The sequence below is a fragment of the Citrobacter sp. KTE30 genome (assembly GCF_000398825.1).
Lineage (GTDB): Bacteria > Pseudomonadota > Gammaproteobacteria > Enterobacterales > Enterobacteriaceae > Citrobacter > Citrobacter freundii.
The window spans coordinates 73693-87039 of the sequence record NZ_KB976056.1 but is presented as its reverse complement, the minus strand read 5'-3'; the positions used below and the strand labels follow the sequence as shown (position 1 = coordinate 87039).

Annotated in this window: 12 protein-coding genes; 7 read left to right on the top strand and 5 right to left on the bottom strand. The window is 53.4% G+C overall.

Annotated features, from left to right (window positions below):
- Positions 1 to 57 precede the first annotated feature (57 nt).
- Positions 58 to 1776 (top strand): DUF4153 domain-containing protein, encoded by a 1719-nt coding sequence (locus tag WC1_RS02915; RefSeq protein ID WP_016151099.1) that lies wholly within the window; start codon positions 58 to 60, stop codon positions 1774 to 1776.
- A 109-nt stretch (positions 1777 to 1885) separates the two neighbouring features.
- Here the strand turns inward: WC1_RS02915 and hslO are convergent, their stop codons facing one another.
- The 4 genes from hslO to igaA all read right to left on the bottom strand — a co-directional run bounded on the left by hslO (position 1886) and on the right by igaA (position 6067).
- Positions 1886 to 2764, bottom strand: a complete 879-nt coding sequence (hslO, locus tag WC1_RS02920) for an Hsp33 family molecular chaperone HslO (RefSeq protein WP_003023531.1) — start codon at positions 2762 to 2764, stop codon at positions 1886 to 1888.
- A gap of 24 nt (positions 2765 to 2788) precedes the next feature.
- Positions 2789 to 3190, bottom strand: coding sequence for a ribosome-associated heat shock protein Hsp15 (gene hslR / locus WC1_RS02925; protein WP_003837900.1), 402 nt, complete (start codon positions 3188 to 3190; stop codon positions 2789 to 2791).
- Positions 3191 to 3200: 10 nt separating this feature from the next.
- Complete coding sequence (gene yrfG, locus WC1_RS02930; protein WP_003023533.1) at positions 3201 to 3869, bottom strand: GMP/IMP nucleotidase; 669 nt, start codon at positions 3867 to 3869, stop codon at positions 3201 to 3203.
- A gap of 62 nt (positions 3870 to 3931) precedes the next feature.
- Positions 3932 to 6067 (bottom strand): intracellular growth attenuator protein IgaA, encoded by a 2136-nt coding sequence (gene igaA / locus WC1_RS02935; RefSeq protein ID WP_003023535.1) that lies wholly within the window; start codon positions 6065 to 6067, stop codon positions 3932 to 3934.
- 322 nt (positions 6068 to 6389) lie between these two features.
- Between igaA and nudE the strand changes: the two genes are divergently transcribed.
- Entirely contained in the window at positions 6390 to 6950 is a 561-nt protein-coding gene (nudE, locus tag WC1_RS02940) for an ADP compounds hydrolase NudE (RefSeq protein ID WP_003023537.1), read from the top strand.
- Between the two features lie 55 nt (positions 6951 to 7005).
- Here nudE and mrcA read toward each other — a convergent pair whose 3' ends face one another.
- Positions 7006 to 9558, bottom strand: coding sequence for a peptidoglycan glycosyltransferase/peptidoglycan DD-transpeptidase MrcA (gene mrcA, locus WC1_RS02945; RefSeq protein WP_003837905.1), 2553 nt, complete (start codon positions 9556 to 9558; stop codon positions 7006 to 7008).
- A 120-nt stretch (positions 9559 to 9678) separates the two neighbouring features.
- Here mrcA and WC1_RS02950 point away from each other — a divergent pair, with 120 nt between their 5' ends.
- The 5 genes from WC1_RS02950 to hofQ are packed head-to-tail and all read left to right on the top strand — an operon-like array spanning position 9679 to position 12989.
- A complete protein-coding gene (locus WC1_RS02950; protein ID WP_003847992.1) occupies positions 9679 to 10458 on the top strand; it encodes a type IV pilus biogenesis protein PilM in 780 nt (259 codons plus the stop codon).
- A complete protein-coding gene (locus WC1_RS02955) occupies positions 10458 to 10997 on the top strand; it encodes a PilN domain-containing protein (RefSeq protein WP_003847989.1) in 540 nt (179 codons plus the stop codon). The genes WC1_RS02950 and WC1_RS02955 overlap by 1 nt, the downstream gene beginning before the upstream one ends.
- On the top strand, positions 10981 to 11436 hold the full coding sequence (locus WC1_RS0122990) for a HofO family protein (protein WP_032948202.1): 456 nt from the start codon (positions 10981 to 10983) through the stop codon (positions 11434 to 11436). The genes WC1_RS02955 and WC1_RS0122990 overlap by 17 nt, the downstream gene beginning before the upstream one ends.
- Entirely contained in the window at positions 11426 to 11839 is a 414-nt protein-coding gene (locus WC1_RS0122985) for a HofP DNA utilization family protein (protein ID WP_032948200.1), read from the top strand. Before WC1_RS0122990 ends, WC1_RS0122985 begins: the two co-directional genes overlap by 11 nt.
- A complete protein-coding gene (hofQ, locus tag WC1_RS02960; RefSeq protein WP_016151097.1) occupies positions 11742 to 12989 on the top strand; it encodes a DNA uptake porin HofQ in 1248 nt (415 codons plus the stop codon). The genes WC1_RS0122985 and hofQ overlap by 98 nt, the downstream gene beginning before the upstream one ends.
- The last annotated feature ends 358 nt before the right edge of the window (positions 12990 to 13347 follow it).

The following is a 13347-nucleotide window of genomic DNA, read 5'->3' as shown; positions in this document are numbered from 1 at the left end:
CTCAAAATTGTGAAGTTGATGCGATAATTAGCTTTTCCCTTCATTCTGGAAACTGACATGGATAGTGCTGAAATTTCACGTACAACGCGTTTGGGCATGATATTTATCGGCCTGCTGCAGGGGGCATTATGCTACCTGCTGATGACATATCTGGTGCCCCATAACGACGGCTGGCTGTTCTATGGCATGCCTGCGACGATTGCGATCACCTCGGCACTTTTGCTTACTGTCGTTTCTTTCAAACAACGCGCGCTGTGGTACTGGATGGTGCTGATCTTTGTTGTGGTGCTGGCGATGAGCATCTGGCTAAAGTGGCAAGTTGAGGACAGTGATAAGTGGCGGCAACATGAAGTTTTTATGTTCTACGGTTGGCGCTTACTGCTGATGGCGATGCTTGCCTTGCCCTGGATTCAGTACTCGCTTCGCGCGTCCCGCCAACAGACACGCTATGCGCAATTTTATACACAATTGTGGCTTAACACGCTGACGCTGCTGATTGTGTTCATTTCCAACGGGTTGTTCTGGCTGGTGCTCCTGCTATGGAGCGAGATGTTTAAGCTGGTCGGTATTCCCTTCTTCAGCACGCTCTTCTTTGATACCGACTGGTTTGGCTATGTGGCCTTTGGTCTGATTACCGCACTGGCAGTGGTACTGGCTCGTACACAGTCGCGTTTGGTCACGGCGGTACAAAAATTACTGACGTTTATTGCCACCGGTCTGTTACCTCTGGTCGCGCTGTTGGCGCTGATGTTCATACTGACCTTGCCCTTCACCGGACTGGAGGCTATTTCGCAACGCGTGTCTGCGGCCGGGTTGATGTCAACGCTGACGCTGCTCCTGTTGCTGTTGATGGCTATCGTGCGTGAACCGCAAAAAGAGGCGTTACCCTATCCTGGCGCGTTACGCTACCTGATCAAATGCTCTCTGATTGTCGCGCCCATCTATATGCTGATTGCTGGTTGGTCACTGTGGGTGCGAATACAGCAGTACGGTTGGACGCCTGAGCGTTTGTATGGCGTGCTGGTGGTCGTGGTACTGCTGGTATGGTCGTTTGGCTATCTGGCCAGCATTTTACGCCGCGGGCGCAATCCGCTTGAGCTTCAGGGGCCGGTCATTCTTGGCGTTTCGTTGCTGGCGTTGGGGCTGTTGGTTCTGCTGTCGTCGCCGGTTATTGATGCCTGGCGTATCAGCGTTAACAGCCATATGGGGCTGTATCACAGCGGGAAAATTAAACCGGATCAGGTCAGCCTGTATATGTTGGATCACAGCGGAAAACCGGGGCGCGCAGCGTTGGAAGCATTACAAAAAGATGTGGCGTTTAATCAAGACAGTAAGCGCAGACGCGACTTGAATTCTCTGCTGCAAGGGAGCCGGGATCCGGTTAAAGAGCTAACCGCAACACAGTTAGTATCGAAGGTTGTGATTGCTCCGGGGAGCGAGAAGCCAGACGATGCGTTCTGGACGTTTGTCAAAGCACAGGGGTATCGCATCACCTCTTGTGCTGAGCAGAATGCGTGCGTATTGGTGAGTCAGGACCTCAATGCGGATGGTCATCCTGAGCAGGTGCTATATGCTTTTGGCGATGGGGAGAGTCTGGTCTTCGGCATGCAGAAAAACAAATGGGATTTGTTAGCTGTTGCCAGGCTACCTGAAGGATTCAATAAGGATAAATTGCTGCAGGCGGTGGCGAATCAGCAACTGGGGTCAGCCCCCAGAATCTGGCGGGATATCACTATTGATGGCAAAAGACTGCCGATGACTTATTACACCGAGTGAGTGTGTTGCCGACCGCGTTTTTGCCGGATAGCGGCGCGAACGCCTTATCAGGCCTACGACAGTTTTTCCGTAGGCCTGATAAGCGCCGCGCCTTCAGGCAAGACGGTGATTAATGCACCTGTGGATCGGCAGGGGAGGCGTTGCTGCGGATCTCTGCAATATCCATGGCGTTAAACAGATAGTGGCTACCGCAGTAATCGCAGTGCATATCTATCTCGCCTTCTTCCGCCAGAATGCTGTCAACTTCTTCGTCCGGCAACGTTTTCAGTGCGCCTGCGCAGCGTTCGCGTGAACAGGTGCATTTGAACTCAACGTCCTGCGGATCGTAGAGAGTAACCTCTTCTTCGTGGTATAAGCGCCACAGCACTTCGTTGGCCGGCAGCGTCAGCAGCTCTTCGGCCTTGATGGTTTCGGTCAGGGCGGTCAGGTGATCGAAATCATCTGCCTGTGCGTTTTGCGCCGGCATCACTTGCAGCAGCATTCCGCCAGCAGCGGGTTTGCCATCAACGTCGCCAGTGCGGATGAACAGGCGTGTCGGCAGCTGTTCGGAACGCATGAAGTAGTCTTCCAGACAGGCTGCCAGCGTGTCACCTTCCAGACCGACCACGCCCTGATAACGCTCGCCTTCTTCCGGGGTAATGGTGATCACCAGGTAGCCGTTGCCCACCAGGGTTTTCAAATCGGCATCTTCAGGAATATCACCCTGCATGCGGGCCACGCCGCGCATCTGCTGATTGTTGTTGCCGTTGATGACGGCCAGGCTCAGCGGACCATCACCCTGCAACTGCACAGTGATATCACCGGCAAACTTCAGCGTAGCGGTGAGCAGGCTGGTGGCAACCAGCAGCTCAGCCAGTACGTTTTTGACCGGCTGCGGATAAGTATGATTTTCGAGGATCTGTTGCAGGGTTTCCGAAACGGTCACCAGCTCGCCGCGCACGGCAAAGTTTTCAAACAGATAACGATGTAATTGGTCATGTTGCGGCATAATCATCTCTCTTGCAGGTGACAGTCACTCGCTGTCGCCATGTTTAAATCGTAACAGGTCGCGGCGCTCTTTCTTGTCCGGTCGCCTGTCCGGGTGCGGCATGGTTAACGCGTTAAGTTTACGCGCCAGCGCCATTTTTTCGCGTTTTTCCACGCTTTCCGCGGTTTCTTCATACAGCGTAACGGCTTCCGTTGCCGGGCGACGCTGCTCGGTAATGGCCTTGATAATGACCGTTCGCTCGTCATTTCCCTGGCGAAGGGTGAGTGTGGCGTTCAGCTCGACAATCTTGCTCGGCTTACTGCGCTGGCCGTTGTAGTGCACCTTACCGCCTTCAACCATTTCGCGGGCTAGCGCACGCGTTTTGTAAAAGCGTGCAGCCCACAGCCATTTATCCAGCCTGACTTCAGCAGAGGGCTTTTCTTTCATGGCGTCTCCTTCACATCAGTGAGGGGATCAGTCGGCGGTAGTCATTCAGTGACGGATGGCGTGCGTACTGCTTTTCGGCGATGCCGGAGTCGGGATTGGTCACGCCGAGGCAGTAACGAATACCGTACAGAGCAGCGGCGTCGAGAATGGGTTCGCTGTCGTCAATAAACAGCGTCTTCTCTGCACTCATTCCCGTTTCTTCAGCCACAGCGTGCCATAACCGCTGATCCTCTTTGGGATAACCAAATGTGTGGGTGGAAAGTAATAAATCAAGGTGTGAGGCCAGACCGGTATGCTCCAGCTTCACCGCCAGATTATGCGGATGCGCGTTGGTGAGCAAAATACGGCGCTTGCCGCTGGCTTTTAAAGCATCAAGAAACGGTACGGTATCTTCACGCAAAACGGCGCGCGGTCCCTGTTCCGTTGTCATGGCGCAAATATCCAGATCCAGGCACTCGCTCCAGTAATCCAGGCAGTACCAGTTTAGCGTATGCTGCACGGCATGATACTGCTGACGAATATAGTCCTGGGCTTCCTGGGGAGAGATACCCTGCTTCGCGCCATAGGTTTCCGGCACCAGTTTTTGCCAGAAATAGTTATCGAATGCCAGGTCGAGCAGCGTGCCGTCCATATCTAACAACACGGTGTCGACATCCTGCCAGGCAATATTGATATGCATGGAAACTCCCCACAAGAAAACATGATGCGCGACAGAGTAGCATATCCTGTCGTGCGAGCGTGTTATCGAATCAGGCTTTCCGGGTCGTCAATCAGCGTTGGATTCAGGCAACTTTCGTAGTAGCTCTGAATTTCCGCGATGCGGGTGCGGTGACGCTGGTAGCGTCTGAATGCCTGCACGCTGTTGTAGACAGCGCATCCGAGCATGGAGAACATCAGCAGCGTCGTGCCAAGGTAGCGCCATAACCCTGAACGATCCGGGATACGGTGCAGGCCAATGTGCTGGGTGCCATTGGCGTCAGTCGAAATATTGGTGACGATCCCCTCTGCGCGAAACGGTGTCTGCATCAGCATCTGCGCCAGGCGCTGGAAGGCGTTCCACTGTTCCTGGGGAGGATAGTCATATAGCGAGGTCGTCGGCCACGGCTGATCGACCAGATCGCTGCCTTCATCGCTGATAATCAGGAAACCGCCGGGAGCAGGGCTATTCAGCGCCTGGGCCGCTCGCGCAGTCTCGCGTGAAATAAATGGTGCCGTAGAGGTATTCACCAGATTATCTAACGACTCAGCGCTTACCGGACGCAGCAGCACGTTCACCCCATCCAGTTTGCCTGCGTTCGCTCGCTTTACCAGCGCGGCCCAGTCTTTGCTGTTACCGAGGTTAACCAGCGCATTCTTTAAGCGTACACATTCATCTTTGGCTGCACACAGATCGGCCGTTTTCAGGACAATCTCACCAAAATCGTCCAGTAACACCATGCCGGACTTTTGGATTGCCGAGCGTAGCGATGCGCTGACGCGAGAGTCATCGTCAGGTTTGGGATGCAGCTGGCGGTTCACGGCCTGCGTGAGCGCAGTGGCCTTATTCACCAAATCGGATTCGGGCAGTGGTAATGCGCGTGCGTCATTCCAGATAATTTGCGAGCAATCGAAAGGCATAAACGGCGTGGTGGGCTGTGCATTCCAGCTCCCTTGGGTATGAATATTACACATACCCGTACCGCTCAGGTGCAGCGTGTCACCCACGCGAACGCCCGCGTTTTCGAGCTGTTTAACGCTGGTGGCTTCGATAGTTTGCGCGCCCTTCATCCAGGAAAGCGTGACCTTTATCGGCATATCCAGCGGGATCCAAAACAGCAGCATCAGCAGTACCAGCAACGAGCCGCCAGCGATGACGGCGTTGCGCAGCCAATGTTGCAACGGGAAATTTTTGACTTCATCGTGCAGAGATAAAAAACGCCCCTGGCGGACAACGTGGCGATCGAGATAAATATCGATATCCGTTTGCTGGCCAAGGTCTTGGGCGATGTAAGGTTGCCAGTGAGGTGGGTAGATCAGATCAATAATACCCAGCGAGATATTATTAATTTGCTCCTGGTCGTTTTCGCCAAACAACCCCCAGCGACGCGGCGTACCGCGCAGACAATGAATTTCCCGCAGGGCGGTTTTGGACGGCGGGGCGAATAATCCCCACAGACCCGCAGCTAACAGCAACACCGCGCCACCGACTGCCCATGGAACAAACGTATTCGGGATAACCAAACAGAAAAAGAACAGCAGGAATGATGCGGTTATCAGCAACGCCTCGCGCAATCCCGAAGGGCGGCTGAGCGCATATTCTTCATGGGTTTCCTGGCGAATATTCAGCAGTTCAATCTGCTCACTTTCTTCACCACGAATGGATGCCTGGGTAGAAGCGGTGTGCTGCAACGCATAGCCACGCGCTTCCTGCATATATTCCTGCAGCGTATGGCCGTTCAACGAGATAACCAGCGGTATTGTATTGGTATGGATTATCTCAACGCTATTTTCGTCATTGATGTATTGTTCCCAGAAAGGGGGAAGGTGTACCTCAACGGAATCAAGATAGTAGCGCCATTTGTTAGGATCGTCGGTAGTGATGCCGTAACGTGTAATCGAACGAGTAAGCACGATGACGCTATTACTTTGGGCATTCAACGTTAATGAGACTGGCGCAGAACTGGCTCCAGTTGGACCAGGTACTTGCTGAATTTGACTAAGGCTTTCGAGATAGTTTTCGACGGCAGTGCGTTCTTCAGGCGCGAGTTTACGTTTCGAGGCGTCTGAGAAGACGCTGCTCAAGGGTAAATTTTTCTGCCTGGATTTTGATTTGAGTAGCCATCCTGCAAGCAATGAGCAGGCCAGCAAAGCAGCTAAAAAAATCAGAATGGTGCTCATGCTTTCCCCATCTTACTTAGTCTGTCAGGCGTGGTCAGTCGCACCCTGTTCAATATTCGTGATTCTGTGGTTGGCTATCGGCAAGTGTGGAGTCGAACTTGAGCATCTTTAAGTACAGCCCAGTAAAAGCGAATCATAGCAAAATCACTAAAAATGGAATATCAGCAAATTCCTGGAGTTATTTCAACCTATTGACTTTTAATTTGAAATAGGGATTAACTTTTAGTACGTTACATAAATGTAAATAAACGGCAATTCACATTGCCGAAACCGTGCGGTATATCGCACAATAACCCCAGATTTCACAGCAAAGATCCTCACAATGAGCAAATCATTACAGAAACCCACGATTTTGAAAGTGGAAACCGTCGCCCAATCCCGGCTGTTTAAAGTCGAAAGCGTGGACCTTGAGTTCAGCAATGGCGTACGCCGCGTTTATGAACGTATGCGTCCATCCACGCGTGAAGCGGTAATGATTGTGCCGATTGTTGACGACCACATGATCCTCATCCGCGAGTACGCAGTCGGGACCGAATCTTACGAACTGGGTTTTTCTAAGGGATTAATCGATCCTGGCGAAAGCATTTTTGAGGCGGCGAATCGGGAGCTGAAAGAAGAGGTGGGGTTTGGCGCAAAAGATCTGACGTTTTTAAAGAAACTCAGCATGGCACCATCTTATTTCTCCAGCAAGATGAACATCGTGGTGGCAGAAGATTTATATCCTGAATCGCTGGAGGGTGATGAACCTGAGCCATTGCCGCAGGTGCGCTGGCCGCTGGCGCATTTGATGGACCTGCTGGAAGATCCTGATTTTCACGAAGCGCGTAATGTCAGTGCGTTGTTCCTCGTACGCGAATGGCTGAAAGGGCAGGGGCGGCTTTAATTTCTCTGCAGCTAATACACGAACAACAAAAAAGGCGCCTAAGCGCCTTTTTTGATCAGAACAGTTCGTGCGTCTCACCATTATCGATAATGGTCGTCCCCACTTCATGCACCGCCTGTTGCGTCGGCTGAGTGCCTTCAATGAAGTACTCTGCGCGGCTATTGCCACCGCTTGCCAGTTGTCCTGTGCTGCGATCGATATTGACCGTCACGATACCCGGTGGCGGCGTCAACGGCTGTTCAGGCACGCCTTCCAGCACGGACTTCATGTAGGCATCCCATGCTGGCTGCGCACTCTTCGCACCGCCTTCGTAGCCGGAGATTTGGTCTTTGATCGCGCCGGAAGCTGTCGTATGACCAAGGTTGCGGCGATGATCATCAAAGCCGATCCATACTGACGTCACCACACCTGGTCCGTAACCGGAGAACCACGCATCTTTAGAGCTGTTGGTGGTTCCGGTTTTCCCGCCGATATCATGACGCTGTAAATCGCGACCTGCGCGCCAACCGGTTCCCATCCAGCCTGGTTCACCAAATATATTGGTGTTCAGCGCGCTTTTAATCAGGAAGGCTAGCGGTGTGTTGATCACGTGCGGAGCGTATTCCTGTGTGCCGCTTTGCGCGACCAGTGCCTGGTTAGCCTGCTCAAGCTGCGGCATAGGCACGGCGGCATTCTGCTGTTCCTGCGAGACGGCGACATCTTCTACGTTACTGTTTTCCAGCACGTTAGATTTCTGGGTATCGCCGTAAATCACCGGAATATCGCATTCCGGGCAGGCAATTTTCGGCTTCGCTTCGAAGATAACGCCGCCCATATCGCTTTCGATCTTACTGATGAAATACGGATCGACCAGGAAGCCGCCGTTAGACATCACTGCGTAACCGCGCGCCACCTGCAACGGTGTGAACGAAGCCGAACCCAGCGCCAGTGACTCGGTATGCACAATGTTCTGTGCCGGGAAACCGAAACGTTGCAGATACTCTGCCGCGTAATCCACGCCCATGGCGCGCATGGCGCGTACCATCACCACGTTTTTCGACTGACCCAGCCCCTGACGTAAGCGGATAGGACCGGCATACTGCGGCGGGGAGTTCTTCGGCTGCCAGTCGGAACCAGCACCGGCATCCCAGCGGGAGATTGGTACGTCGTTGAGCATGCTCGCCAACGTCAGACCTTTATCCATCGCGGCGGTATACAGGAATGGCTTGATGTTAGAACCCACCTGGCGTAACGCCTGCGTTGCGCGGTTAAACTTGCTCTGGTTGAAGTCAAAACCACCAACCAGTGCCAGCACCGCGCCGTTTTGCGGATTGATGGAGACCAGTGCGGAGTTGACGTCTGGCACTTGCGCCAGCCACCAGGCATCGCCCACCTGACGTACCCAGATTTGCTGGCCGGCCTGTACTACGTCGGTCACTTTACGCGGCGTTGGGCCTTGTTGAGTATCCGAGCGGTAAGGACGCGCCCAGCGCATGCCATCCATGCGTAATGACACTGACGTACCATCCGCCAGCGCGGCAATGGCTTCCTGCGGATTGGCACTGGTAACAACCGCCGGTAACAGCGGTCCATAAGTCGGCAGCGCTTTCAGCGTATCGGTGATTTTTTTGCTGTCCCAACTGCTTTCGCCCACTTTCCACAGCACGTTCGACGGGCCGCGGTAGCCGTGGCGCATGTCGTAATCCATCACGTTGTTACGTACTGCCTGCTGAGCTGCTTGCTGTACTTTGCGTGTAATGGTGGTGGTGATGCGATACCCGTCTTCATAGGCTTTCTCTCCATAACGGTTATACATCTCCTGGCGCACCATTTCAGACAGATATGGTGCCGAGAAAGCGATTTCCGGCGCGTGGTAGTTGGCGTCAATGGCCTCGCCGCGCGCCTGATCGTACTGGGCCTGCGTGATGTAGTTTTCGCTCAACATACGCGACAGTACAACGTTACGTCGCGCGGTTGCCCGGTCCATCGAATAGAGAGGGTTGAAGGTTGACGGCGCTTTTGGCAGACCGGCAATCACCGCAATTTCACTTAAGCTGAGTTGATCCACCGTTTTACCGAAATAGACCTGCGCGGCAGCACCCACGCCATAGGCGCGATACCCTAGGTAAATCTTGTTCAGATACAGCTCGAGGATCTCATCTTTACTCAGCAGTTGTTCAATGCGGATCGCCAGGAACACTTCTTTGATCTTACGCATCAGCGTACGTTCCGGGCTCAGGAAGAAGTTTCTCGCCAACTGCTGGGTAATGGTACTCGCCCCTTGCGACGCGTGACCAGAGAACAATGCTACGCTGGCCGCACGGAAAATCCCCACCGGGTCTACCCCGTGGTGCTCATAAAAGCGGCTGTCTTCTGTGGCGATAAAGGCTTTAACCATTACCGGCGGCATCTGATCCAGCGTGACCGGGATTCGACGTTTCTCGCCATACTGCGCGATTAGCTCGCCGTCAGCGCTGTAAACCTGCATCGGGATCTGTAAACGCACATCTTTGAGCGTCGCGACGTCAGGTAATTGCGGCTCGATATAGCGATAAAGGCCATAAATCGAGCCTGCTCCCAGCAGGATGCAACATACTGCAAGGATTAATAAATACTTTACGAACTTCACTGGAGATTTCCCATTTAGTGGCATTTGGGCAGTTTATAAACAAACGCGCGGTAGTATAAAGGCAAGCCAGACGCATTGATATACCCGTTAAAGCGACGGGTGATAAGGAGATCATCAGCAATGGCTTTCAATATCTGGAAAATTGGTCTGCATATTCAGCAACATGAAGTGCTGGCTGTCGCTATCGTTCGCGAAGCATCAGGTTGGTATCTGCAACGCTGGTGGCGTATACCGCTGACGCCTCAGGTTATCGTCGATGGCCACATTCGCGAGCCTGAACAGCTGGTCGCCGCGCTACTGTCGTGGAGTCGGGAGCTCCCTCGCCGACACCATATTCATCTCTCTTTTCCCGCCAACAGGACGTTACAAAAAAAGTTTCCTCGTCCGACAATGACGTTACGCGAGCCAGAGCAAACCGCATGGTTGTCCGGTTCGATGGCGCGTGAACTGGATATGGCGCCGGATGCGCTGCATTTTGATTATAGCGAAGACACGTTGAGCCCGGCGTTTAACGTCACTGCTGCGCAAAGCAAAGAGATTTCAGCGCTTCTGACGCTTATCCAAACCCTGAAGGTGCAGGTTACGGCGATTACCCCGGACGCCAGCGCGTTACAGCGATTTATTCCCTTCCTGCCGGAGCATCACCAGTGTCTGGTATGGCGTGATGATGCCCAGTGGTTATGGGCGACCCGTTCAGCATGGGGACGTAAATCAACGGGCGATATTAGCTGTATCGAGGAGCTTGCCACGACATTATCTCTGCCCACGACAGCCATTGCGCAATGCTCCCCCGGCGGCTTCGATCCTTTAAGCGCCGTGTTTGTACGCCAGCCGCCCATTCCAACGCAAAGCCATCACTTCGCCATTGCGCTGGGACTCGCTATGGGGGGCGTGTACTGATGATTGCGACCATTAATCTTCTGCCCTGGCGTCAGGCTCGGCGTTACGCTTGCCTGCGCTTCTGGGGCATCTTATTTAGCGCTTCACTCTTGCTTAGTATTGGAGTGTTGTTGCGCTATTACAGCGCTTTGAGTGTAGAAAATCGGGCTGAATTGTTGCTGGCAGACGCCGAAAAGACGCGGGCCGAGGCCCTCATGGCGCTGAAGCCGCGTATGCAACAGCGCCAGCAACGATGGCAGCAGGTTCAGGCGCGGAACAAACAGCGTGAGCAGACCCGAAGCTGGCAGCGGGCTTTGCAAGGGCTGGCGGAATTACTGCCGGAGCAGGCGTGGTTAACAAAAATGACCTGGCAGGAGGACACGCTGGAACTGACGGGAAACACACTGAACTTTGCCGCATTGAAGGCATTGGAAGCGCAATTACGCCAGTTGCCGTTGTTTATGTTGAACAGCCCTGGAGAAACGCAGCAGGATGCGCAGGGACGCTGGCAATTCCACTTTCGACTGACACGGAGCGGTGCGCATGATAACGCTCTGTGATGTCTGGTTAGCGCAGTCGCCACGCTTTCGAATCATATGCTGGTGCGGCTGGATGTTGGGGTTACTCATACTGGTGACGCTATGTCTTTACCCCGTAGCGCGGGAGCGGACTATGCAACGCGAGTCGCTGGTCCAGCAACGTGCGGCTATTCAGATGCAATGGCGAGATGTATATCTGCTGGCGGCATCACCAGCAGAGTCAGAAGAGAAACTGCCCCTGTTCTCCCCGCTGCTGTTTCAGAATTCACTTACCCGTCTTATCCACTGGCAACCCTCAGCTCAGGGGGGAGAGATGGCGCTGATATCGGCCTGGGATGCTATCCCGCTGACGTTTGTCCAGTTGGCGGCTCAGGGGATGAACGTCAGCCGATTTTCGCTTAGCGCAGAAGGCACGGAGCTGCTGCTAACGCTAAAGCTGGAGCGCCTGAATGATGGTTGAGCGCTGGCTGTTGATATGCGTAAGCGTACTGATGCTTACCGGTATGCGTAATCCCTTCCTGCCGCCGGAGGACCGTTGTCAAATTGCTGAGCTGTCGACATGGCGTTTTCAGGGCATGGTGAGTCAGGGCACACGACCCATCGGCATCGTTCAGGATAGCCAGAAAAAATGGCGGCGGGTTAAGCGAAATGACGTCCTGAAAAACGGTTGGACGATTATGCAGATAACGGCCCAGAACATAACTCTCGACACAGAAAAAAACTGCGAACCGCCGCGGTGGCAGTGGCAGCGACAAGGAGCGGTAAATGAAGCGATGGATAGCGTTGATAGTAATGGCACTGGCGGTCGGGATAACAAGCGCGCTGGCGACGAAACCGCAAAACGTGACGCTGGTAGTCGATGATGTGCCGGTTACGCAGGTATTGCAGGCGCTGGCTGAACAGGAACAAAAAAACCTGGTGGTTTCGCCGGATGTCAGCGGTGTGCTGTCGCTGCATCTGACGAATGTGCCCTGGAAGCAGGCATTGCAGACGGTGGTGAAAAGCGCCGGTCTGGTATTACGCCAGGAGGGCAATATTCTGCATGTGCATTCTGTTCAATGGCAGAGTGAAAATGCGGCCCGCCAGGAAAACGAGCAGGCGCGGATTCAGGCTAGTCTTCCGCTGGAACATCGCAGCATCATTTTGCACTATGCTGATGCCACAGAGCTGGTAAAAGCCGGAGAAAAGCTGCTCAGTGCCAAAGGAAGCATGACGGTGGATAAACGAACCAACCGCTTACTGCTGCGTGACAATCGTGTTGTTCTCAACACCCTGGAAACGTGGGTGGCGCAAATGGATTTGCCGGTTGCCCAGGTTGAACTGGCGGCGCATATCGTCACCATTAATGAGAAAAGTTTGCGTGAGCTGGGGGTGAAGTGGTCACTGGCTGACGCACAACAACCGGGGGCGGTTGGGAATGTCACAACGCTTGCCAGCGATCTCTCTGTAGCCACCGCCACATCCCGTGTGGGATTTAACATTGGCCGTATTAACGGTCGTTTACTGGAACTGGAGTTGTCTGCGCTGGAGCAAAAACAGCAACTGGATATCATTGCCAGTCCACGATTACTGGCATCTCACCTGCAACCTGCCAGTATTAAGCAGGGCAGTGAGATCCCTTATCAGGTCTCCAGCGGTGAAAGCGGTGCGACATCCGTCGAGTTCAAGGAAGCGGTACTGGGGATGGAGGTGACGCCAACGGTGTTGCAGAAAGGGAGAATCAGGCTGAAACTGCATATCAGCCAGAATGTTCCGGGACAGGTTCTACAGCAGGCAGATGGCGAAGTGTTGGCTATCGACAAGCAAGAGATTGAAACGCAGGTCGAGGTAAGAAGCGGCGAGACGATTGCGCTTGGCGGGATTTTTTCACATAAGAATAAATCCGCAGCCGACAGCGTGCCGCTATTAGGCGACATTCCCTGGCTTGGCTCTCTTTTTCGCCATGATGGTAAAGAAGATGAACGGCGCGAATTAGTGGTCTTTATAACGCCCAGACTGGTTTCAACGGAATAACTTATGCATGAAAAGCCATTGTTTTTGCACTGAACACGTTTCAGGGATTTGACGTGAGGGTGTATTTAGCATACAAGGAGTACCGATTTGAGCGTCGGTACTTTTCTTTACTTATGCGGCAGTGAATACGCTTTGCCTTTCCGGTGGTGTGCCATAGGCTTATTGGGTGTCATTTGGCTGCGCGATACGTCGCCAGGTCTGATGTTTGCAGGGTAGCATGCCTGCCACGACCAGAAATGCGTTAGGTTTGGTGATTTATTCAGTTGCCAAACCCGCTTGAGTATTGAGATAATTTTCAGTCTGACTCTCGCAATATCTTATGAGGTTTCAGTTCATGTCCTGCTGCGCTGGGTGTCTG

Bases quoted from the DNA above. Each gene is read 5' to 3' on its own strand.
- WC1_RS02915 (WP_016151099.1), top strand. From the start codon at position 58: ATGGATAGTGCTGAAATTTCACGTACAACGCGTTTGGGCATGATATTT.
- hslO (WP_003023531.1), bottom strand. From the start codon at position 2,764: ATGCCGCAACATGACCAATTACATCGTTATCTGTTTGAAAACTTTGCC.
- hslR (WP_003837900.1), bottom strand. From the start codon at position 3,190: ATGAAAGAAAAGCCCTCTGCTGAAGTCAGGCTGGATAAATGGCTGTGG.
- yrfG (WP_003023533.1), bottom strand. From the start codon at position 3,869: ATGCATATCAATATTGCCTGGCAGGATGTCGACACCGTGTTGTTAGAT.
- igaA (WP_003023535.1), bottom strand. From the start codon at position 6,067: ATGAGCACCATTCTGATTTTTTTAGCTGCTTTGCTGGCCTGCTCATTG.
- nudE (WP_003023537.1), top strand. From the start codon at position 6,390: ATGAGCAAATCATTACAGAAACCCACGATTTTGAAAGTGGAAACCGTC.
- WC1_RS02950 (WP_003847992.1), top strand. From the start codon at position 9,679: ATGGCTTTCAATATCTGGAAAATTGGTCTGCATATTCAGCAACATGAA.
- WC1_RS02955 (WP_003847989.1), top strand. From the start codon at position 10,458: ATGATTGCGACCATTAATCTTCTGCCCTGGCGTCAGGCTCGGCGTTAC.
- WC1_RS0122990 (WP_032948202.1), top strand. From the start codon at position 10,981: ATGATAACGCTCTGTGATGTCTGGTTAGCGCAGTCGCCACGCTTTCGA.
- WC1_RS0122985 (WP_032948200.1), top strand. From the start codon at position 11,426: ATGATGGTTGAGCGCTGGCTGTTGATATGCGTAAGCGTACTGATGCTT.
- hofQ (WP_016151097.1), top strand. From the start codon at position 11,742: ATGAAGCGATGGATAGCGTTGATAGTAATGGCACTGGCGGTCGGGATA.